The organism is Candidatus Acetatifactor stercoripullorum, assembly GCF_944382095.1.
In the GTDB taxonomy this organism is placed as follows: Bacteria; Bacillota; Clostridia; order Lachnospirales; family Lachnospiraceae; genus Acetatifactor; species Acetatifactor stercoripullorum.
In genome coordinates, this window is the sequence record NZ_CALWMU010000035.1 from 1 (window position 1) to 21,490 (window position 21,490).

Annotated in this window: 27 protein-coding genes; 4 read left to right on the forward strand and 23 right to left on the reverse strand. The window is 48.8% G+C overall.

Translation table 11 applies throughout. The features are described 5' to 3' along the window. From rpsQ to rpsJ, 11 genes are all read right to left on the reverse strand, one after another. Positions 1-168, reverse strand: a 168-nt coding sequence (rpsQ, locus tag SHK35_RS10630; protein WP_330638235.1) for a 30S ribosomal protein S17, incomplete at its 3' end; no start/stop codon positions are given. A gap of 30 nt (positions 169-198) precedes the next feature. Continuing rightward, positions 199-402 carry a 50S ribosomal protein L29 gene (gene rpmC / locus SHK35_RS10635; RefSeq protein WP_318703320.1) on the reverse strand — a complete coding sequence of 68 codons (204 nt, stop codon included), beginning with the start codon at positions 400-402 and terminating at the stop codon, positions 199-201. Then, the gene (gene rplP / locus SHK35_RS10640; protein ID WP_318703319.1) at positions 402-830 is read right to left on the reverse strand and encodes a 50S ribosomal protein L16; all 429 of its coding nucleotides are present in this window, start codon (positions 828-830) and stop codon (positions 402-404) included. Before rplP ends, rpmC begins: the two co-directional genes overlap by 1 nt. Beyond that, positions 830-1,489, reverse strand: coding sequence for a 30S ribosomal protein S3 (gene rpsC / locus SHK35_RS10645; RefSeq protein ID WP_318703317.1), 660 nt, complete (start codon positions 1,487-1,489; stop codon positions 830-832). Before rpsC ends, rplP begins: the two co-directional genes overlap by 1 nt. A 20-nt stretch (positions 1,490-1,509) precedes the next feature. Continuing rightward, on the reverse strand, positions 1,510-1,899 hold the full coding sequence (rplV, locus tag SHK35_RS10650; protein WP_318703316.1) for a 50S ribosomal protein L22: 390 nt from the start codon (positions 1,897-1,899) through the stop codon (positions 1,510-1,512). 143 nt (positions 1,900-2,042) lie between these two features. Continuing rightward, on the reverse strand, positions 2,043-2,327 hold the full coding sequence (rpsS, locus tag SHK35_RS10655; protein WP_318703314.1) for a 30S ribosomal protein S19: 285 nt from the start codon (positions 2,325-2,327) through the stop codon (positions 2,043-2,045). Between the two features lie 18 nt (positions 2,328-2,345). Beyond that, positions 2,346-3,188: a 50S ribosomal protein L2 gene (gene rplB, locus SHK35_RS10660; protein WP_318703313.1), complete on the reverse strand. Its 843-nt coding sequence runs from the start codon at positions 3,186-3,188 to the stop codon at positions 2,346-2,348. An 83-nt stretch (positions 3,189-3,271) separates the two neighbouring features. After that, the gene (gene rplW / locus SHK35_RS10665; RefSeq protein WP_318703312.1) at positions 3,272-3,571 is read right to left on the reverse strand and encodes a 50S ribosomal protein L23; all 300 of its coding nucleotides are present in this window, start codon (positions 3,569-3,571) and stop codon (positions 3,272-3,274) included. Continuing rightward, entirely contained in the window at positions 3,571-4,191 is a 621-nt protein-coding gene (rplD, locus tag SHK35_RS10670) for a 50S ribosomal protein L4 (RefSeq protein ID WP_318703311.1), read from the reverse strand. Before rplD ends, rplW begins: the two co-directional genes overlap by 1 nt. A 34-nt stretch (positions 4,192-4,225) precedes the next feature. Next, on the reverse strand, positions 4,226-4,909 hold the full coding sequence (gene rplC, locus SHK35_RS10675; RefSeq protein ID WP_318703310.1) for a 50S ribosomal protein L3: 684 nt from the start codon (positions 4,907-4,909) through the stop codon (positions 4,226-4,228). A gap of 109 nt (positions 4,910-5,018) precedes the next feature. Further along, positions 5,019-5,336, reverse strand: a complete 318-nt coding sequence (gene rpsJ / locus SHK35_RS10680) for a 30S ribosomal protein S10 (RefSeq protein WP_318685651.1) — start codon at positions 5,334-5,336, stop codon at positions 5,019-5,021. A 442-nt stretch (positions 5,337-5,778) separates the two neighbouring features. Between rpsJ and SHK35_RS10685 the strand changes: the two genes are divergently transcribed. Further along, a complete protein-coding gene (locus tag SHK35_RS10685) occupies positions 5,779-6,672 on the forward strand; it encodes a class I SAM-dependent methyltransferase (protein WP_318709737.1) in 894 nt (297 codons plus the stop codon). A 37-nt stretch (positions 6,673-6,709) separates the two neighbouring features. On the opposite strand, the gene SHK35_RS10690 is transcribed toward SHK35_RS10685, so the two are convergent. Continuing rightward, a complete protein-coding gene (locus SHK35_RS10690; RefSeq protein WP_318709738.1) occupies positions 6,710-7,831 on the reverse strand; it encodes an acyltransferase in 1,122 nt (373 codons plus the stop codon). A gap of 186 nt (positions 7,832-8,017) precedes the next feature. On the opposite strand from SHK35_RS10690, the gene SHK35_RS10695 reads away from it, so the two are divergent. After that, positions 8,018-9,106: a sensor histidine kinase gene (locus SHK35_RS10695; RefSeq protein ID WP_318703304.1), complete on the forward strand. Its 1,089-nt coding sequence runs from the start codon at positions 8,018-8,020 to the stop codon at positions 9,104-9,106. A 30-nt stretch (positions 9,107-9,136) separates the two neighbouring features. Next, on the forward strand, positions 9,137-9,835 hold the full coding sequence (locus tag SHK35_RS10700; protein ID WP_318703303.1) for a response regulator transcription factor: 699 nt from the start codon (positions 9,137-9,139) through the stop codon (positions 9,833-9,835). Positions 9,836-9,868: 33 nt separating this feature from the next. On the opposite strand, the gene SHK35_RS10705 is transcribed toward SHK35_RS10700, so the two are convergent. The 10 genes from SHK35_RS10705 to SHK35_RS10750 form a co-directional block, all read right to left on the reverse strand. Further along, complete coding sequence (locus tag SHK35_RS10705; RefSeq protein WP_318703302.1) at positions 9,869-11,248, reverse strand: MATE family efflux transporter; 1,380 nt, start codon at positions 11,246-11,248, stop codon at positions 9,869-9,871. A gap of 26 nt (positions 11,249-11,274) precedes the next feature. Next, on the reverse strand, positions 11,275-12,192 hold the full coding sequence (locus SHK35_RS10710; RefSeq protein ID WP_318709739.1) for a hypothetical protein: 918 nt from the start codon (positions 12,190-12,192) through the stop codon (positions 11,275-11,277). Next, positions 12,189-12,749 (reverse strand): RNA polymerase sigma factor, encoded by a 561-nt coding sequence (locus tag SHK35_RS10715; RefSeq protein WP_318703300.1) that lies wholly within the window; start codon positions 12,747-12,749, stop codon positions 12,189-12,191. Before SHK35_RS10715 ends, SHK35_RS10710 begins: the two co-directional genes overlap by 4 nt. Before the next feature lie 124 nt (positions 12,750-12,873). Next, entirely contained in the window at positions 12,874-13,596 is a 723-nt protein-coding gene (locus tag SHK35_RS10720) for a tRNA threonylcarbamoyladenosine dehydratase (RefSeq protein ID WP_318709740.1), read from the reverse strand. Positions 13,597-13,607: 11 nt separating this feature from the next. Beyond that, the gene (cls, locus tag SHK35_RS10725; RefSeq protein WP_318709741.1) at positions 13,608-15,167 is read right to left on the reverse strand and encodes a cardiolipin synthase; all 1,560 of its coding nucleotides are present in this window, start codon (positions 15,165-15,167) and stop codon (positions 13,608-13,610) included. Positions 15,168-15,204: 37 nt separating this feature from the next. Next, positions 15,205-15,876, reverse strand: coding sequence for a hypothetical protein (locus SHK35_RS10730; protein WP_318709742.1), 672 nt, complete (start codon positions 15,874-15,876; stop codon positions 15,205-15,207). 21 nt (positions 15,877-15,897) lie between these two features. Continuing rightward, positions 15,898-17,418, reverse strand: coding sequence for a DUF1538 domain-containing protein (locus SHK35_RS10735; protein WP_318703296.1), 1,521 nt, complete (start codon positions 17,416-17,418; stop codon positions 15,898-15,900). Between the two features lie 162 nt (positions 17,419-17,580). Continuing rightward, the gene (locus SHK35_RS10740) at positions 17,581-18,855 is read right to left on the reverse strand and encodes an MFS transporter (RefSeq protein WP_318703295.1); all 1,275 of its coding nucleotides are present in this window, start codon (positions 18,853-18,855) and stop codon (positions 17,581-17,583) included. Beyond that, positions 18,852-19,712, reverse strand: a complete 861-nt coding sequence (locus SHK35_RS10745; protein ID WP_318703294.1) for a zinc dependent phospholipase C family protein — start codon at positions 19,710-19,712, stop codon at positions 18,852-18,854. Before SHK35_RS10745 ends, SHK35_RS10740 begins: the two co-directional genes overlap by 4 nt. Positions 19,713-19,860: 148 nt before the next feature. Beyond that, positions 19,861-20,526, reverse strand: a complete 666-nt coding sequence (locus SHK35_RS10750) for an ATP-binding protein (protein WP_318709743.1) — start codon at positions 20,524-20,526, stop codon at positions 19,861-19,863. A gap of 110 nt (positions 20,527-20,636) precedes the next feature. On the opposite strand from SHK35_RS10750, the gene SHK35_RS10755 reads away from it, so the two are divergent. Further along, entirely contained in the window at positions 20,637-21,293 is a 657-nt protein-coding gene (locus SHK35_RS10755; protein WP_318709744.1) for a Crp/Fnr family transcriptional regulator, read from the forward strand. A gap of 8 nt (positions 21,294-21,301) precedes the next feature. Here SHK35_RS10755 and rd read toward each other — a convergent pair whose 3' ends face one another. Further along, positions 21,302-21,460 (reverse strand): rubredoxin, encoded by a 159-nt coding sequence (gene rd, locus SHK35_RS10760; RefSeq protein WP_318703290.1) that lies wholly within the window; start codon positions 21,458-21,460, stop codon positions 21,302-21,304. Positions 21,461-21,490 lie beyond the last annotated feature (30 nt).

The following is a 21,490-nucleotide window of genomic DNA, read 5'->3' on the forward strand; positions in this document are numbered from 1 at the left end:
GATGCTGCATTCGTTCTTCTCATCGTGCGCCTTAAGTTTGTAGGTTCTCTTCACGACCTTCTTGTAAAGAGGATGCGTCACACGCTCTTCGATTGCAACAACAATAGTTTTATCCATCTTATTACTGGTAACTTTACCAATACGTGTTTTTCTTAAATTTCTTTCCACAATTGATCTCCTTTCCTCGCACAAATGCAATTACGCTCTTGCCTTCTCAGTGATGACAGTCTGAATACGTGCAATATTTCTTCTCACTTCTTTGATCCTTGCAGTATTGTCCAACTGATTGGTTGCGTTCTGGAATCTCAAATTGAAAAGCTCTTTTTTCGCAGCAACAAGCTCTAAAGCCAGCTCAGCCTCGGACTTATTCTTCAACTCTTCTACATATTTACTTGATTTCATTATGATACACCGCCTTCCAAATCCGCCTTAGAAACGATCTTGCATTTACAAGGAAGCTTATGCATAGCCAGACGCAATGCTTCACGGGCCTGCTCCTCAGCTACTCCTCCGATCTCAAACATCACACGACCGGGCTTAACAACCGCTACCCAGTATTCCAAAGAACCCTTACCGGAACCCATACGAGTTTCCGCAGGCTTTGCTGTCACAGGTTTGTCGGGGAAAATCTTGATCCATACCTTACCGGTACGCTTTGTATAACGGGTAAGTGCAATTCTGGCTGCCTCAATCTGGTTTGACTTAATCCAGCAAGGCTCCATAGCCACCAGGCCGAATTCACCGTAGGTAATGGTATTGCCTCTTGTAGCCTTACCGCTCATCGTTCCACGGAACTGCTTACGACGTTTTACTCTTTTGGGCATTAACATTATTTATCACTCCCTTCCGCTTGGTTTCCTTTTGTAGGAAGTATCTCGCCTTTATAAATCCAAACTTTTACGCCAACCTTGCCATAAGTGGTATTTGCCTCTGCAAAACCATAATCAATGTCTGCTCTCAGAGTCTGAAGGGGAATGGTGCCCTCGCTGTAAAATTCTGTACGGGCCATATCAGCGCCGCCCAGACGTCCGGCACAGCAGGTCTTAATGCCAAGCGCTCCCGCCTTCATGGTTCTGCCCATGCAGGACTTCATGGCACGTCTGAAGGAAACACGGTTTTCCAGCTGCAGTGCAATGTTCTCCGCTACCAGCTGCGCGTCCTTATCGGGTTTCTTGATCTCCTTGATGTCCACAAGAACCTTCTTGTCTGTAAGCTTGGAAAGCTCCTTCTTGGTCACCTCGATCTCGGCGCCGCCCTTGCCGATCACAACGCCGGGCTTAGCGGTGTAGATGACAACCTTTACTCTGTCGGATGCCCTTTCAATTTCGATTTTGGAAACGCCTGCGCTGTACAATTTCTTCTTCAGATATTTTCTGATGTTGTAATCTTCCACCAGATAGTCGGAAAACTCAGCGTCTGCGTACCATTTGGAATCCCAATCTTTAATAACTCCGACTCTTAAGCCGTGAGGATTAACTTTCTGTCCCATTTTGTTTTAAGCTCCTTTCCCTACTTCTTCTCGTCCAGCACAATGGTGATGTGGCTCATTCTCTTTTCAATCCTGTAAGCTCTTCCCTGTGCCCTGGGTCTTACTCTCTTCATGGTAGGTCCCTTATTTGCATAGCACTCTGCAATATAAAGGTTCTCGGTATTCATGCCGTTATTGTTCTCTGCGTTGGCAATTGCCGACTGCAGCAGCTTCTTGATCAGGCTGGAAGCATATCTGGGATTGTACTCCAGAATGGCAAGTGCGGTCTGCACATCCTTGCCTCTGATGGCATCTAATACGAAACAAGCTTTCTGCACGGACACTCTCGCGTAGGACAGCTTAGCTGAAGGTCTGGTGTCTTTTTTTGCGTTTCTCTCTCTCTTAATCTGGGATCTATGTCCTTTCGCCATAGATATTGTCCTCCTTTCAAATAAACGCATCTGCTATGGCTTCTCCCACAGTCAGACGCGGGGCTTTTCACCCCGGGAGAAGGCTTAAAAGCTTCTCCCGCAATTCCCTCCCGGGTAATTGTACGTTTTTGTAGTATCGTTTTTTATCTCACTTTGGACTTCTTCTCGTCTTTGCCATGCCCGCGGTAGGTTCTGGTAGCAACAAACTCACCCAGCTTATGGCCTACCATATCCTCCGTTACATATACAGGAACGTGCTTTCTGCCATCGTGCACTGCAAATGTATGTCCCACGAAGGAAGGGAAAATCGTAGAACGGCGGGACCAGGTCTTGATAACCTGCTTCTGTCCTGCCGCATTCAAAGCGTCCACTTTCTTTAACAGACTTGCATCTGCGAAAGGTCCTTTTTTCAGTGATCTTCTAGCCATTGTCTTTCCTCCTGTTTATTATTTGATTGCTTTGCCGTCGCGTCTTCTTACAATCAGCTTATTGGAAGCTTTCTTCTTTTTACGTGTCTTATAACCAAGCGCAGGCTTGCCCCAGGGAGTGCTCGGGCCGGGACGGCCGATACCGGTCTTGCCCTCGCCACCGCCGTGAGGATGGTCGTTGGGGTTCATAACAGAACCGCGCACCGTAGGACGGATGCCCATATGGCGCTTACGTCCCGCCTTACCGATATTAACAAGGTTATGATCCACGTTTCCAACAACGCCTACTGTCGCACGGCACACAAGAGGAATCATTCTCATTTCTCCCGAAGGAAGACGAAGGGTTGCGTACTTTCCTTCCTTCGCCATGAGCTGTGCACTGTTTCCAGCGGAACGAACAAGCTGTCCGCCCTTGCCGGGATATAATTCAATGTTGTGTACCTGAGTACCAACAGGAATATCAGCTAAAGGCAGGCAGTTTCCCACCCTCACTTCCGCCTGGGGGCCGTTCATAACCTTCATTCCATCAGTCAGTCCCTGAGGTGCAAGGATGTATGATTTCTGGCCATCCGCATAGCAGATCAGCGCGATATTTGCCGTTCTGTTGGGATCATATTCGATACCGATTACAGTTGCAGGAATCCCGTCTTTATTTCTCTTAAAGTCGATGATTCTATATTTTCTTCTGGAACCGCCTCCGCGGTGCCTTACGGTAATTTTACCCTGATTGTTGCGGCCGGAATTCTTTTTCAGGGAAACACAAAGAGCTTTCTCAGGAGTTTTCTTTGTGATTTCCGAAAAGTCAGAACCGGACATATGCCTTCTGGAAGGTGTATATGGGTTGTATGTCTTAATTCCCATTTTTGTATCTCCTTTTTTCTTAGATTTTTTGCGCGGTGATTTTCAAACCGCATACCTGAATCCCAGGAAAAGCTTTTGCTTCTTTACAGACCGGCAAAGATTTCAATATCCTTGCTGTCCTCGGTCAGCCAGACCATCGCTTTCTTGGTCTTTGCTGTTTTTCCCACAACAGCTCCCCTTCTCTTTTTCTTTCCATCCATATTGATGGTGTTAACCTTCTTCACCTTAACGCCGTCAAACATCTTCTGCACGGCTTCCTTGATCTGAATCTTGTTTGCTTCCGGATGAACCAGGAAGGTATATTTCTTTTCGCTCATGCCGGCCATGCTCTTCTCTGTGATAACCGGTTTGAGGATTACGTCATAGTATTTAATATCTGCCATTACGCGTACACCTCCTCAATCTTCGCAACAGCATCCTTGGTAAGGACAACCGTCTTTGCTTTCATGATATCATACACATTGATGGTGCTTGCCAGAGTGGTGTCAATATCGGGCAGGTTTCTTGCGGACATAACTATATTTTCGTCATTCTCAGCAATCACCACCAGGCCCTTTTGCACCTTCAGGTTATTCATTACATTCACAAAATTCTTCGTCTTGACAGTGTCAAGCTTCAGCTCATCCAGAACAATCAGGCTGCTTCCCTGAACCTTGCTTGTGAGCGCAGACTTTAACGCTGCTCTCTTCTCTTTCTTATTCAGCTTGAAAGAATAATCTCTGGGAACGGGAGCAAACACAACTCCGCCGCCGGTCCACTGAGGAGATCTGGTGGATCCCTGTCTTGCGTGGCCGGTTCCCTTCTGTCTCCAGGGCTTTCTTCCGCCGCCGGATACCTCGGAACGGGTCTTTGCCTTCTGCGTTCCCTGACGCTTATTTGCAAGCTGCTGCACAACCGCCATGTGTACCAGGTGCTCATTGATCTTCGCGCCAAATACCGCATCGCTTAATTCTATTGTGCCAACTTCCTTGCCTTCCATATTATAAACAGATACGTTTGCCATCTGAATGGTCCTCCTTTCCTGCGTATACCCTCAATTATGCTTCCACCTTAACGGTTTCCTTGATGGTTACCAGGCCCTTCTTGGGTCCGGGCACGGAACCCTTTACCAAAAGCAGATTCTTTTCTGCATCTACTCTGATTACCTCAAGATTCTGAACAGTTACCTTTACACAACCCATGTGTCCGGGCATTCCTTTTCCCTTGAACACGCGGCTGGGTGAGGAGCACGCACCGTTGGAACCCTGATGGCGGTGGAATTTGGAACCGTGAGCCATAGGTCCTCTGTGCTGTCCGTGTCTCTTGATAGCGCCCTGGAAGCCCTTGCCCTTGGAAATTGCGGAAGCGTCGATCTTGTCGCCTGCTTCGAAAATGTCTGCCTTGATCTCTCCGCCCAGAGCATACTCCTGCGCATTCTCAAACTTAAATTCTCTCACATATCTCTTGGAGCTTACGCCAGCCTTCTTGAAATGTCCCTGCTCGGCCTTGTTGGCGCCATGTCTGTGGATAATTTCTTTTCTGCCGCCCGCATCCTTGTTGATGATTTTGTCCTTCTTGTCAACGAAGCCCACCTGCACTGCGCTGTAGCCGTCGTTCTCCACAGTCTTGATCTGTGTCACCACACAGGGGCCAGCCTGAAGCACGGTTACAGGAACCAGTACGCCATCCTCGCTGAAGATCTGCGTCATTCCGACTTTTGTTGCTAAAATTGCTTTCTTCATTTTTACCTCTCATTCTGCCGCAAAGCGGCTTTCCAACCTGTTGTTCTACATAGCGGACCACCTAAAACCCTTAAGTTTTACATGTTCTTACGTCTAGGTAGAGGTTTGATTACTTGTTCTTCATTTTTATATCAATGTAAACACCGGCAGGCATTTCCAGTCTCTGCAAAGCATCAACTGTTTTCTGGGTCGGCGCAATGATATCGATGAGTCTCTTATGCGTCCTCTGCTCGAACTGCTCTCTGGAATCCTTGTACTTGTGTACCGCTCTCAAAATGGTCACCACTTCCTTCTTGGTGGGAAGGGGAACCGGTCCGCTCACCTGAGAACCGTTCTTCTTTACTGTTTCAATGATTTTTCTGGCAGACGCATCAACCAGCTGATGCTCATAAGCCTTCAGTGTAATCCTCATTACTTGACTTGCCATAAAAAAAGTCGCCTCCTTTTCGCACTTTTGCAAGCGATTCAATCGCTTTGGTACGACAAGCGGTGACTGTACACTCTCCCGTGTGTGTCCCAAGCCCTTACGCAACGCTTTCTTCTTCCAGGCCCGGACGCTACACGCCCTTTCTGCTCCTGCAGACTATCTTCATGGTACAGTGACTTGTCGTCAGTTTTCTAACTTGACATTCGCTCCACGGAAAACCTCCCTGCCATTGCTGACAGACAGCAACCTCGCGCTTCACAGCTATCATGCCACAGCATTGATTAGTATACATGGAATTTCCTGGCTTGGCAATACTTTTTTTTAAAATATTGTATTTTTTTTCATACAAAGGCGTTGCTACCCTGTCCATCTTATTGTATAGTAAAAAAGGGCTTTCGGATATCATAAGAAACCTACTCTATATAAATAAGGAAAAGTGACTATGTGGATTGCAGATCGTTGGAAGGATTACGAAGTTTTAGACACCTCGGCAGGAGAAAAGCTGGAGCGCTGGGGAGATTATATTTTGGTGCGGCCAGACCCCCAGGTAATTTGGAGCACCCCTCGCCTCCATGCGGGCTGGAAACAAAAAAACGGCCATTATCACAGAAGCAGCAAGGGAGGCGGGCAGTGGGAATTTTTCCATCTGCCTGACGAATGGAGCATCCGCTATACGCTGAAGGAGCTGCCAAACCGGCCGTTAACCTTTCGCTTAAAGCCCTTCAGCTTCAAGCACACCGGGCTTTTTCCCGAGCAGGCTGCAAACTGGGAATGGTTCAGCAGACTGATCAAGCAGGAGAACCGTCCTAAAGACAGGCCTGTGAAGGTATTAAACCTTTTCGCCTACACCGGCGGCGCCACCCTGGCTGCCGCTGCCGCAGGAGCAGCCGTCACCCATGTGGACGCATCCAAGGGCATGGTGTCCTGGGCCAGGGAAAACGCCCTCTCCTCCGGACTGGGAGAAGCTCCCATCCGCTGGCTGGTGGACGACTGCACAAAGTTTGTAGAACGGGAAATCAGAAGAGGCAGCAAGTATGACGGAATTATCATGGACCCTCCCTCTTACGGAAGGGGACCCAAGGGAGAAATCTGGAAAATCGAAGACAGCATCTGGCCTTTCTTAAACCTGACCGCAAAGCTGCTTTCCGAGGATGCCCTTTTTCTATTGATCAACTCCTACACCACAGGACTTCAGCCCGCTGTGCTCTCTTATATGATAGGCGCCGTCCTGGAAAAGCAGCGGGGCGGCCGCACTCAGGCACAGGAGATCGGACTGCCGGTAACGGAGAGCGGCCTGATCCTCCCCTGCGGCGCATCAGGGCGGTGGGAAAAGTAATCTCCAAAAAAGGATTTGTTTTCCTCAAATCGCATATTTAAAGCACGTACTTTCGCAGAACCGGGATTTTCCGAAGCACAAAGGCTCCCAAAAATGCCGGAACCAAGACCGCCAGAAAGAAAAGCGGCAGCGACAGGAAAATGCGGGGAATCCAGCCAAAGACCAAGGCTTCTTTGGGGAAATTAAGCGGAGTCAGTCCAAGAAATTTATAATATAGATTCACAAACACCGGATGAATCAAATATACTCCAAAGCACAGGGCACCGGCGCTTTGCCAGCAAGCCCTGTGTTTTTCTTTCTCTTTTCCTTCTCTCTCCCGGAATATCCACATAAGCAGCAGAGACAACAGTACGGTAAAGGGATAATTATAGGCCATCTGTACCGTGTCATCCCAGACGATCCTGCTGGCCGCCATTCCCGCCGCCAAAAGCACACAGGCAAAGACCGCGCCCCAAAAGACAAGCTCTCTCGTTTTCCGGGATGCTCCTTTTCCTGCCCCTTCTCTCTTGCTTTCTTTCCCCGGATATTTTGCAAACAAATACCCGCACAAGTAATAAAAAAGATAAATGCCTCCGTCCGGAAGCGTAAAAAGCTCATCCAGTGAGAAAAGCTTTTTCACAAAGGGAAGAATGCTGCTGCCTGCAAACAGCACTCCCAAAATAACGTACAAAGCAGAATCGGGTATTTTTTTCAACAGAAGCTTTAACGCCGGTGTGATCAGATACAGGAATAAGATCAAATACAAATACCACATGTGGGACCAGGACCTTCCCTGGAGCACCAAAAGCACTGCTTCTCCCGCCATGGTCGGCCGAAAAGTCCCCTCTGCCATGATCTGCTCCAGACAGGCATAGGGAATTCCAAATAAAAACAGGGCCAAAAGGATTCTTTTACAGTATTTCGTAAGCATCTGCAAAAAAGTAATCCTGCGTCCCGGATGCAGAAAGAGATAGCCTGAAATCAGCAAAAAAACCGGCACACACCAGGTAATCCAGTCTAAAGCGATGAGAAACACCTTTTTTTCCAGGGGATACGGGGTCATATCCACAGTATCCATGATTCCGGTCACCGTGTGCAGAAGCACCACTGCACAGGTAGCCGCCACCCGCAGTATATCTAAAAAGCATTGTCTGTCATCTGTTTTATGATTTATTGTCATTTTACGCATTCCTTTTTTTGCTTTTTACCCTTATCATATCCGACTTTCCAGGACAGCGCAAGCACAATCAGCCCTGCCGGATATCTCCTTCCCCGGTTTTTAACAGCTTTTTTGCGCCCCCAGGTTGCTTCCTTTCCACAAAACAGTTATACTGTGGATAATAAATGCTTCGGAATGGAGAATTTTATGAACAAGAAACTGCGCAGGCTTCCCTTATGGAAGCAGCATCTTTTCAGCATCGTTTTTTCCCTGTTCTGCATGGGAGCTGCAACCGGAGTGTCCGCACTGTATTTTCACCTGGTTCCCGACAACAGCGCAAATATTGTGCTTGTCTTTATTCTGGCTCTCATGCTGGTATCTCGCTACTGTGTAGGGTATCTTTACGGCATTGTCTGCTCGGTGGTGGCTGTAATCTGCATCAATTACATGTTCACATACCCCTACTTTAAGCTGAATTTTACCCTGACGGGCTACCCCATCACCTTTATCGGCATGCTGGCGGTCACCCTCTTTACCAGCACCATGACCTCCCATCTTGCTATCCAGGCGGATGTAATTGCCGAGCGGGAAAAGCAGCTGGCCGAGGCCGAAATGGAAAAAATGCGGGCCAATCTTCTGCGGGCCATATCCCACGACCTGCGCACCCCCTTAACCGGCATGATCGGAAACAGCTCCGTTTTTCTGGAAAATCAGGCAAGGCTCTCCGAGGAGGAAAAAAAGGAGATTGTCACAAACATTTACAACGATTCCAACTGGCTGTTAAATATGGTGGAAAATCTTCTCACCGTCACCCGTATCCGGGGAGACAGCCTGACCATCAATACCAGCAGCGAGCCCGTGGAGGAGGTTTTGTCCGAAGCCTTACAGAAGCTTCACAAGCGTTATCCCAATGCACAGATCAAGGTGCGCGTACCGGATGCCTTCATTCTGCTTCCCATGGATGCCATTTTGATCGAGCAGGTCACCATCAATCTTTTGGAAAACGCCATTGTCCACTCCGACAGTCTGGCGCCCATTGAGCTTTTGGTGGAGGAGCATCCCCACAGCGTATCCTTTACCATACGGGACTACGGCGTGGGCATTCCTGAAGATATGCTGGACCATCTCTTTGACGGCACTCCCCATACCCCCTCCCATACCTCCGATGCCCACAAGGGTATGGGAATCGGACTGTCCATCTGCAAAACCATCATTACCGCCCACCACGGAACCCTCACCGCCAGAAACCATTCCCGGGGCGCGGAATTTATTTTCACCCTTCCTAAAAAACATTGAAAGGCCGCCCAAAGGGCGTGTAATAGAACCATGAACACCAAAATAAACATTCTGCTCATTGAAGACGACAAGAGCATCAGCGGTTTCATCACCACCTCACTGGAGAGAAACGGCTACCGTGTTACCAGCGCTTTAAACGGAAAAGAGGGCTTAAGCCTGGCTGCCTCCCTCTGTCCCGATGTGATCCTTTTGGATCTGGGGCTGCCGGACATAGACGGCTGCGAGATTCTAAAGCAGATCCGTTCCTGGAACAGCAACATACCTATTATTATCCTCTCCGCCAGAACCAAGGAGCAGGACAAGGTAAGCGCACTGGACCTGGGAGCGGACGATTATCTCACAAAACCCTTTGGCACAGCAGAGCTTATGGCCCGCATCCGTACCTCCATGCGCCACCGTCATCCTGCATCCCCCGACAGGGTTTACCGGGCCCTGGATTTGGAAATTAATTTTGAAAAACGTCTGATCCGCCTTGAGGGAAAGGAGGTTCATCTGACGCAGATTGAATATCAGCTGCTGACTCTGCTTGCAGAAAATTCAGGACGGGTGCTCACCTACAGCTACCTCATGAACGCCATATGGGGTCCCTACATGGACAGCAACAACCAGATTCTCCGGGTGAACATGGCCAATATCCGCCGGAAAATAGAAAAAAATCCGGCGCAGCCCCAGTATGTCTTTACAGAGATCGGCATCGGCTACCGGATGCTGGAAAACGAAAATACTTAATAAGACAAGCCGCCGTGTTTCTTTGGCTGCTCTTCAGCGCCTTTCTGTTTCCTGCCGCAGTCTTTTCAGGCTGCGGATCAGGAGCGGCACCTCAAACAAAAGCATCAGAATCCAGCCCGCCATATTTGCCCAGGCCAGGCTGACAAAGCCCAGGTGAAACACACGGATCATAAGAACCACCGCCCCCACTCTTCCCAGCATATTCATAAACGTACTGTAAAGCGTCACCTTCATATCTCCTATGCCCCTGAAAAATCCCTGTATGCCATTGGTAATGCCCGGCAGCAGGTACATAAAGGCAATGAGCCGCAGATAATCCGTCCCAAGACGCACCACCTGTGCATCCCCATTCTCTGCAAACAGCTCCATAATCCCCGACGCTCCCCAAAAAACCACTGCAAAAAGCAGCAGAGAATAGACAAGCTCAATCAAAAGCCCGCCCTGGAACCCTTTTTTAATCCTGTCGCTATGGCCCGCGCCCTTATTCTGGGCAATGAAGGTTGTCATAGCGTGGCCGATATTCTGCTGAGGAGTGTAAATAAAATCATCCACTCTGTTTACCGCCGTAAAGGCCGCAATCACACTGACACCCTGGGTATTGATCACCGATTGGATGATCACCTTTCCGATCTGGAGGCACACCTGCTGCAGGGCGCTGGTGCTTCCATAGCTCACCGTCCTGCCAAGCAGAGATCTGTCAAACACAAGCCATTTCTTCCCCAGACACAAAAGAGGAATCCGCTTCTTGATATAAACAGCACAGAACAGACAGCTTAATGCCTCACTGGCCACTGTGGACACCGCGCTTCCAAAGACACCCATGCCAAATACCGCCACCAAAAGCAAATCTCCCGCCACGTTAAAGAACGCGCTGATCATGAGAAAATAAAGGGGGGTTTTGCTGTCTCCCAAGGCCCTCATGGTATTGGCAAGAAAGTTATAAATAAAGGTAAAAATCAATCCCAGAAAAATAACCCGCAGATAAGAAACCGCCTCCCCCATCACATCCTCCGGCACCTGGATCAGCGCAAGCACCGGCCTTGCCAAAAACAGCATCAAAAGAGAAAACACTGCGGAAAATCCACAGCCCGCCAGCAAGGTAGTGCTGATCTGCCTGGACAGCGTCTCATAGTCTCCGGCACCGTACCAGGCGCTCATCAGCACACTGGCGCCCATGCACATGCCGCTGATCAGCAAGATAGCTATATTCATGATGGGTGTAGAGGTACCCACCGCTGCAAGGGCGCTCTCGCCTACAAATTTTCCCACAATTACGGAATCCGCAGCGTTATAGGTCAGCTGAAACAGATTTCCCAGAACTAACGGGATGGTAAAGGCAATCAGAGGAGAAATAATTTTCCCCTGAGTCATATCACGCTTTTTCTTCTGTTTTCCTGTTTCCCGGCTTTCCATTTTCTTATCCTTCGTCTCTCACTCTTTTATGGACGGATGGAGGCAAACATCTTCCAAATACTTTCAGCGTCGCCTCTTCCGGTAAAGCTCACCAGCACGCCATCCTCCTCATAGTATACTGCAAAACTGCCTCTGGGGGTAGAGGTATCTCCTGCATCCTCGTAAATTTTTATACAGGAGGAAATCAGCTCTTCGCTGAGATCACTGCTCTTAAACACAGGATTGTCAAAGGTTTCAGGATTTTCCACATCCACGAACAGCAGGTTCTCTGCATCCTGAAGAGACAGCCCCAGACTGATCTCATCCATTCCGTTGATCCACATGATAAAGAGCGTTTCCCCTGTTTCGTCGGAAGTAATGTTCGCTCTGTCAAAAACATATCCCTCTGGAAGGATCGTTGGCACATAGGCCCCCAGCACCGCCGTCTGCCTGGCCTGTTCCTCCGAAAGCTCCTGGGCGGAAGAGCTTTTGCTGCTGTAATCTATCTGACTGTCCTGGACGGCTTCCGAATCTGCCTCTTCCTGCGCCGCCTCCCTTTCCACAGCCTCCTCAGTTATGCTGCCCTGCGCCATCGCGGTCTCCCCTTCCGGACTATCCTGTGCCATCGCGGTCTCTCCTTCCGGACTATCCTGTGCCATCGCAGACTGCTCGCCATTATCCTGGCCTCCTTGGGCGTCCGCAGCATCAAAAGCTGCCATTTCCTGAACAGACTGGCTGGACCGGGAGGATGCGCCGCCCGATAACAGCAGTCTGCGTACTGTAAGCGCCCCGGCCCCCAGTACTACAAAGCATAGTGCCGCCGCTAAAATTTTACTTCCCCTTGCAAAAGAGAAAACAGCCGTCCCCTTTTTATTTTCTGCTTCACTGCGCTCCAAAAGCTCCTGATCCACCCCGGACAATGCTTCAAAAATCCGTATTGCGCCTTGTCTCTTTTCCTCGCTCATACCCGAATACCCTCCTGTTCCAAGTAAGCTTTCAGTTTTCTGCGCGTGCGGAAAAGGGAGGTTTTTACTGTGTTCAGCTTCATGTGATACCTTTTGGCAATGGCGCTGTATTCCTCCACATACCAGTATCTGCGCAGAAAAATGCTGCATTCCCGTTCCGGCAGTGTGTGCAGAAATTGATTGATCAGCCCTTCAAGCTGCGCCGCCTCCACCGCCTCCTCCGTACCGGAGGGCGCGGGAACACATTCCGCCAATTCATCCAATGCTACCAACATCTGTCCATGACCTCTCTTTCCCGCATTTTTCCTTTTCCATTTGTCAAAGGAAAGATTTCGCGTGATGGTGCCCAAAAATAATGCAAAGCGTTCCGGATATTTGGGCGGTATAGCGTTCCATGCCCGAAACCAGGTGTCGTTTACGCATTCATCCGAGTCCTCCCTGTCGTTCAAAATACGGTAGGCGATGCTGTAGCAGTATTTTCCATAAACGGCCTGTGTCTCGACGATGGCTCTTTCGTCTCTCGCCCAGTACAGATCGATAATTTCCGTATCCTTCAAACCTTCTCCTCCCTTCTTTCCTCTTTTCTATAAAAACGAATTCTGTGCCAAAAGGTTCCCGGCAAATATGTGTCTGCATCCGCACACAAAATTGCCCCGCAGGCATCCTCCCTGCGAGGCACAGTTATGCTTTCCCTATCAGGTCCTTTACTACCTCCCCCGCCAATATCAAGCCTGCCGCAGCAGGCACAAAGGATATACTTCCCGGCGTAGAGCGTTTTCCATTCTCCCCTGTTGTCTCCCCAGATATCTTGGGAGGCTCTGTGGAAAAAACTACCTTTAACGCCTTTACCCCTCGCTTCTTTAACTCCCTTCGCATTACCCTGGCCAGGGGACAGACAGAGGTCTCATAAATATCGGCTGCCTGAAAGGCCCCGGGGTTCAGCTTGTTTCCCGCTCCCATGCAGCTTATCACCGGCACACCGCAGTTTATGGCGCGCAGAATAATGTCAATTTTGGCAGTCACCGTATCCACCGCATCCACCACATAGTCGTAGGCAGAAAAATCAAATTGTCCTGCTGTTTCCGGCAGATAAAAGCATTGATGCAGCGTAACCTGTACCTTGGGATTGATGGACAGCATCCGCTCCCGCATTACCTCTGTCTTATACCTGCCCAGTGTGTGATAATCGGCAATAATCTGTCGGTTTAAATTGGTAAGGCTCACTGTGTCATTGTCTATCAGGTCAAAGGCGCCCACGCCGCTTCTCACCAGAGCCTCCGCCACATAGCCTCCCACACCTCCAATGCCAAACAAAGCCACTTTTGCTTTCTGCAGGCGTTTTACGCCATCCTCTCCAATTAAAAGCTCCGTTCTGGAAAATTGGTTTTCAGGCTGATCTTTCACACAAATTCCTCCTACATCAGGGGTGCAAGCATTCTTAACAGCTTTCCCTCCATTCTTACAAAAAGATTCTGCTTTTTGTAATCCTCCGGACGCACCTCCTGGCATTGCTTCAGTGTCTCTTTAAAATCCCTCTCCACAGCATCTATCTGGGAATTCAAGTACATAACCACGCCGCATTCAAAGTGATGGTACAGACTCCTGTAATCCAGATTGACGGTTCCCACCACGGCTCTTACGTCATCCGACACAAACACCTTTGCATGGACAAAGCCCGGCGTATACTCCCAGATTTGGATTCCTGCCTCCAAAAGCTCATTATAATAGGTTTTGGCAACCACAAAAGCATACTGCTTGTCGGGAATGTGAGGCATGATAATTGTCACCTCCACCCCTCTTTTGGCGGCATAAACCAGAGCCATCATCATTTCGTGGTCGAGAATCAAATAAGGCGTCATGATGTGCACATACCGGCAGGCAGTGTTTAAGATATCCAGGTATACTCTCTTGCCTATATGCTCCTCGCTAAAAGGGCTCGACCCATAGGGGAGAAAAAATCCGTCCCTGGGAAGCGCCGCCTCCCTGGGCGACTTATATTTCCCGTAGTCCTCCTCTCCCTTTTCAGAAACATTCCACATTTCCAGAAACATATAGGTAAAGCGCTCCACTGCGTCTCCCTTCAGCATGATCGCAGTATCCTTCCAATGCCCGAAGCGTTCCTTCTCATTGATATACTCGTCTGCCAGATTGGTGCCCCCGGTAAAGGCAGTCTTACCGTCGATTACAATAATCTTTCTATGGTCCCGGTTATTGTAGGAGGATGAAAAAATAGGCTTTATGGGACAAAAGGTTTTGCAGCGGATTCCCTCCTTTTCCAAAAGCTTTGGATAAAAGCTGGGAAGATACCACAAAGAGCAGGTGTCGTCATACAAAAGCCTGACCTCCACTCCCTGCTTTGCCTTTTCTTTCAGAATGCTTAAGACACTCTCCCACACGCGTCCTTCTTCTATGATAAAGTACTCCAAAAAAATAAAGTTTTCTGCCTTTTGCAGCTCAGCCAGTATATCCGGAAACTGATCATCTCCCAAAGGGTAATAAACAGCCTGGGTGTTTCCATACACAGGACTGTTATCATAGGTCTGCATATAATCTGCAAAACGCCCCATCTGAATATTTTCCTCAAAAAGCTGCTCCCGGGCCTCGTTATTCTGCGGCGTATACTGCTTTATGACATCATTAATCTCACAAAGCCTTTTTTTCAAACGTTTTGTGCCCGTCTGAGTGTCGATATACACATAAAAAAGCGCTCCAAAAACCGGAAATACCACTATGGGAAGCATCCACACCAGTTTAAAATCCGGAGTGCCCTCACTGTTAAACAAACGCAGCACCACCAACACGCTCAGCAAAATGAAGAAGCCGTAGATGAAAAGGCTGTACTGGCGCAGTCTGATAAATGCTATAAACAGCAGCGCAAACTGCACCAAAAAAGCAGCCACCACAAAGAGGGTTCTCCCATATATGATGGTTTTGAGCCCCTTTATGCTCTTTTGCTTTACTTCTTTCGTATTCATTCCATCCCCTGCTCTCCTGATTTATGTCCGCTGCCTGTCAAGAAAATTTCACATAATGCTCAAGTCCTACGGAGCAGACCATGGCCGCAGCCTCCGTCTTAAGCCCGTGCTTTTTATTGATCATCTCCATGATAGCGTTCCGCAGGTCTCCCGCCGCCACTATAGCGATGATCTCCTTTTCAGACTGCAGGGAAATCCCGTAAAACTGGCTGGTATCTTCAGGCCCGGCCCACCTTGCCCGAATCACAGTGCCGCCTCTGGCTCCCGCCTGTCTGGCCGTATCCATCACGTCATCCGTATGTCCCTGATTCACTGAAACCAAAATCAGGCTGTAATCTGTCTTTGCTTCCATCTGTGTTCCTCCGTTTCCGCTTTCCTGTCCGCTTAAAAGCACTGTGGCGATGAGACTGTTTAACCCGGTAAGCGGCATATCAAACACAATCCCGCTGCCGTAAATATCACTTTCAAGACCGTCGTCCAGCCTGCGCAAAAGCCGCTGGGACCTCTCCCCGGATGTTATGCTGATCAAAATATCCTTCTCAGCGCTTCCAATACCCAAAACGTCCAGAAGGTCTGAGGAGGCCGTTCCCCTCCCCATAGACTGGTAATTGCAGAGCACTCCCTGCTCTGCGTACAGCTTTGCCAAGGCCTTGCCTTTTCCGCGCTCCGCAAAGGTCACCACCAGCTTTACACTTTTTTTATCTGCCATAGCTCTTCCTCACATTTTACGTTAATCAAAATAAATGATGCTGTCCTCCACTTCTCTCAGCTGCAGAATAAGCTTGCGCTTCCTGATGCGTTTGCGCACATTATCCGCCAGGCCCAGCATCTGGATGGTGAGCAGCGGCGTCATAGCAACCATGGCCACAATGCCAAAAGCGTCGGTCAGCACGTTTCCTCCCATCGCCTCGCAGGCTCCCATTGCCAGAGGAAGCAAAAACGTAGTTGTCATGGGTCCGCTGGCCACGCCGCCGGAATCAAAGGCAATACCGGTAAATATCTGGGGTACAAAAAAGGTCATCACAAGAGAAATCAAATAGCCCGGCACCAAAAACCACATAATGTTCAGTCCCGTCAAAATACGCAGCATGGCAATGCCAACGGAAAAGGCGATACCGATAGAGAGGCTGTGTCCGATGGCCTTCTGGGTAATAGAGCCGTTGGTCACGTCCTCCACCTGTCTGGTGAGCACCTGCACTGCAGGCTCTGCCTTCACAATAAAGTAGCCGATGACCATGCCGATGGGAATCAGCACCCAGGGCTGGCTGCTTCCTGCAACGGCAGACCCGATATACTGTCCGGCCGGCATAAAGCCCACGTTTACGCCTGTCAAAAACAGCACCAGCCCTATGTAGCTGTATACAAAGCCCGAAAGAATCCGCAAAAGCTGTCTGCTGTGGAATCTGCGGAAAATACACTGGAACACAATAAACACACCTGCAATGGGAATAAGCGCCACTGCCACCTCCTCCATATAGGCAGGAAAAGCTCTGGCAAACTGCATTGCCACCTCTCTGGTGCTGTCAAGCTCCGAAAGCTCCACCATGCTGTAGGCTGCATCCTCCGGGCTATAGCAGATACCAAGAATCATTACGGAAAGAATCGGCCCGATACTGCAGATGGCCGTCAGACCAAAGCTGTCGCTGCTGGAATTTTTGTCGCTTCGCACGGAAGCCATACCAATACCCAGCGCCATGATAAAGGGAACCGTCACCGGACCTGTTGTAACGCCGCCGGAGTCAAAGGAAACCGGGATAAAATCTTCGGGAACAAAAAAGGTCAGCAGAAAAACAATCGCATAGAAAAAAATCAGGATATAGGAAAGGGGAATTCCAAAGATAATTCGAATCTGCGAAACCACAAGGAAGAGGCCAACTCCTATAGCCACCGTCCAGATCAGCACCATGTTGGGAATGGATGGCACCTGTTCAGCCAGCACCTGCAGGTCTGGCTCCGCAATGGTAATCAAAACCCCTAACACAAAACACACCAAAAGCGGAAGAATGATTTTCTTTGCCTTGGAAAGCTGTACTCCAATACCCTCTCCCATGGGAATCATGGACATATCCACCCCCAGAGTAAAAAAGCCCATTCCCACAATCAGAAGCACCGCTCCAAACAAAAACAGCATCATCGTCCCCGGCGTCAGGGGAGCAATGGTAATGGTAAGCAGTAAGACAATAATAGTGATCGGCAGGACAGAAGCAACGGATTCATATACTTTTTCTCGTAATAGTTCATTGTGCAGCAATCTTTCTACTCCTTTCTGTCAAAAAGGGCAGGGGGACGGTTTTCCCATCTCTCTGCACCTGCGCATATATTTATAGTACTATGAACCAGATAAAAAATCAAACAAAAATCCTCGAAAGTTTTTGTAAAAAAATTCTGCGGGCGATGCCCGCAGAATTTTCTTCTACACAGTTTTCTTTTCCACTTCTGTATTCTTTGCCTTCACTGCCATCCAGAAGAATACCATCCCAACGGCAAACAAAACGGCAATCATTCCCACCCCTTTATTGATATCTCCAGTCAGCTGGGACACCACGCTGACAACAGTGGTTCCCATAAAGGAAGCGCCTTTTCCGCAGATATCCATAAGCCCAAAATATTCACCTGACTGCTCAGGAGGAATGATACGGGCAAAGTAAGACCTGGAAAGCGCCTGAATGCCTCCCTGGAACATTCCCACCAGTACCGCAAGCACCCAAAACTGAGACTGTACAGTCAAAAACATGGCAAAAACGGCAATGCTGAAATAAGCGGCAATACACACGGCAATGAGCTTATGGGCAGCAATGCTTCTGGCAAGCCTTCCAAACAAAATCGCAAAGGGAAAGGCCACGATCTGCGTCACCAAAAGGGCCAAAAGCAGTCCGGTGCTGTCGAAGCCCAGCGCGGAGCCGTATGCGGTGGCCATGTCGATAATGGTGTAAACACCGTCAATATAAAAGAAGAAGGCAAGCAGAAACAGAAATATCTTTTTTTCCTTCCGCACGTTCAGCAGTGTCCTGCCGATACGCTGAAAGCTCTCGGATATTGCATTCTTTTTCTTTTCCACATAGTTTTTTTGTCTGTAGCCCTTTAAGAGAGGAACCGTCATTCCCAGCCACCACAGAGCGATAATGACAAAGGAAATTGCCATGGCATTCTCCATGGAAAGTCCAAGAGGCTCCGCTCCCAGCACAAGCCCCAGGCACACTACAAAGGGAATACAGCTTCCGATATAGCCCCAGGCATAGCCAAGAGAGGAAACATTATCCATGCGGTCATTGTCAGTCACATCCGAAAGCATGGAGTCATATACGATCAAGCTTCCCGAATACCCTATCTTGGCAATCACAAAAATAATCAGAAAAATCAGCCACTGCCTTGCCAGCCCCAGGCTGATGCAGCCCACAGCACCTACAAGAAGAGATACGATAAACAGGGGTTTCTTATAGCCCTTAGTATCGGCCATTGCACCGAATACCGGTCCTAAAAAAGCTACCGCCAGGGTCGCAGCGGAGGCCGCATAGCCCCAAAAGGCCAGATAATCCACTGAGGACACTCCCGCGTTATCCGCCAGATAATTAAAATAGATGGGCATAATGGTGGATATCAAAAGGGTAAAGGCAGAATTTCCCACATCATACAATATCCAGCTTTTTTCTGCCCTGGTCAGGCGAAAGCCTGTTTTTTTCTCTTTCATTGCGCTCTCCTTTGGTCATGTGCTGATATTTTTTCTCCAGTCTTTTCCTTCGGCATTGGAAGCTTGGAATCGAAGGTTTTTTCATAAACGGGGGACAGTTTTCTTTCTCCGGAAAGAAAGTCCCCATATTCTCCGATCAGCTTTACCGCCAGCTTCTTTGCCTCATCGTACAGAATCGTTAAGCGTCTTGTACTGTCGGCACATTTCTCGTTCCTTTTGTAAGGAAGCACCAGGCCATGTATTTTTTCATAATTGCCGGACAGCTTCAATACAGCATAAATCAGCCCTCTTTTCAAAGGTGAGGGCGCCACAAGCAGGTTATTGTAAAAGATCGTGCCCTTCAGCGCTTTTAATGTCTGCCTGGCTGTAATCTTTGGAAAAAATGCCTGTATGACCGCCGCATTTTCCGGTGTGGCCGCAATGTGTCCGGCTAACTTTTGCCTTATGGGATTCAAACCGTCTCTCGTCATAAGCTCCCTGTCAAATTCCGCTTCGATCTCTGTGTGGGAAACGCCGCTTTTCTTTATTTTTTCATCAATATATCCGTGGCAGGTCACATCCAGGGCAAAATGGCAGATAAATCCATATACATAGGACAGACAGGCCTCTTTGTCCGGGCGGGATTTTATAACCTTTGCAGCTCTTGCAAAAAAATAGCTCCCTGGTTTATCGTGCATGCCGTATCCCGTCCGGTTTACGGGATTCGATGAAAGGGGCTTGTAATAAAATAGAATATCCGGGCCGTGCAGTCCAATCAAAAACAGCTGGGGATATTTTTCTATGATCTGCCTTTCCGGCTTCCCCAGGAGTGCTTTTACCTGCAGACCCATTTTGTGATGAGCATACATGGATGGCATAATGGTCTCCTTTTCTCATAGGAAGTAAGGCCGGATGAGGATATCCGGCCTTGTATGTCTACCTTTTTTATTTATTTTATCATTTTTTTCATAAAATACAATCTGTTCCATGTGAAATCTACCTAAGTTTCAGGTAAAATTCAGTTCGTCAGGCGAGAATCTCTCCCTGTGTGGAGATGGTGACCACCTGCCAGGGAAGAAACTTTCCACTCATTTTCAGAGCTGTGACCGCCGCATGCTCGATGCCGCCGCAGCAAGGCACCTCCATGCGCACGATTGTAAGTGCGTTGATCTCATTGCGCTTTATAATTTCCGCAAGCTTTTCTGTGTAATCCACCCCATCCAGCTTGGGACAGCCTATCAGCGTAATTTTCCCCCGGATAAAATCCTGATGAAAGTCAGCGTAAGCATAAGCCGTACAGTCCGCTGCAATCAGCAGATGGGCTCCCTGAAAATACGGAGCGGTTAAGGGGGCCAGCTTGATCTGTACCGGCCACTGGCGAAGCTGGGACCTGCCGGAAGGCTGTTCCTTGTCTGAAAGCTCCTTCTTGCTTGAAAGCTGTCCTTGGCCTGAAAGCTGTCTCTTGCTTTCTTTTACCGCCGCCTCATCATAAGCTGCAGCCTCACGCTCTACAAAGGTGATGGCTCCCACCGGGCAGGCGGGAAGGCAGTCCCCCAGCCCATCACAGTAATCCTCCCGCAGAAGCGCCGCCTTTCCATTTATCATGCCGATGGCGCCCTCGTGACAGGCTTGGGCACAGATTCCGCAGCCGTTACACTTTTCCTGATCTATCTCAATGATTTTCCGTATCATGCAATTCCTCCATTCAATAGATTTTGCAAGCTTTTTCTTGACTTTACAGCAGAAGTATACTATGCTTTTTGCAAAAAGTATGTTGTTCAAACAACAAAAACGGAGAAAAAATGAAAAATTCCCTTTTGTCCAATACCGCACTCTTTCGAGGCGTCCACCAAAAAGAAACTGATTCCCTGCTTTCCTGCCTCCAGGCATATGAAAAAAGCTATGAGAAAAATCAAGTAATCCTTCACGCAGGAGATATGGTGGACTCCCTGGGAATGGTTTTGGAGGGCACTGTCCTGATAGAAGCCGATGATATCTGGGGAAACAGAAGCATCCTGGACAAGGCTGAATGCGGTCAGATTTTTGCGGAAACCTACGCACTGCTGCCGGGGGAGCCCCTTATGGTGAATGTTACCGCCGCCTGCTGCTGCCGGATTCTCTTTTTGAATGTCAGAAAGCTTACCCAGACCTGCAGCGCCAGCTGCCCTTTTCTCCACAAGATGATCGGGAATCTCCTTTCTTTATCCGCCGAAAAAAATCTCAAGCTGTCCCGGCGTATTTTTCACACCTCCTCAAAATCCATACGGGGAAGGCTTATCTCTTATTTTTCCCAGCAGGTAAGGCAAAACGGAAGCTATCAGTTTACCATCCCCTTTAACCGAAAGCAGCTGGCAGATTATCTGGGAGTTGACCGCAGCGCCCTCTCCAACGAGCTTTCTAAAATGCAAAAGGAAGGTATTCTCTCCTATGAAAAGAATACCTTCCGCATGATACCCTGAAAGCCAGCTTATGCTTCCACGAACGCATCCTTGCCTAAGCCGCAGAGGGGGCAGACCCAGTCGTCCGGGATATCCTCAAAGGCCGTTCCCGGCGCGATTCCTCCATCGGGATCGCCCACCTCAGGATCATATACCCAGCCGCATGCTTCACATACATATTTCTTCATAGTCTCTTCCTTTCTTCTTTCCTTTTATTG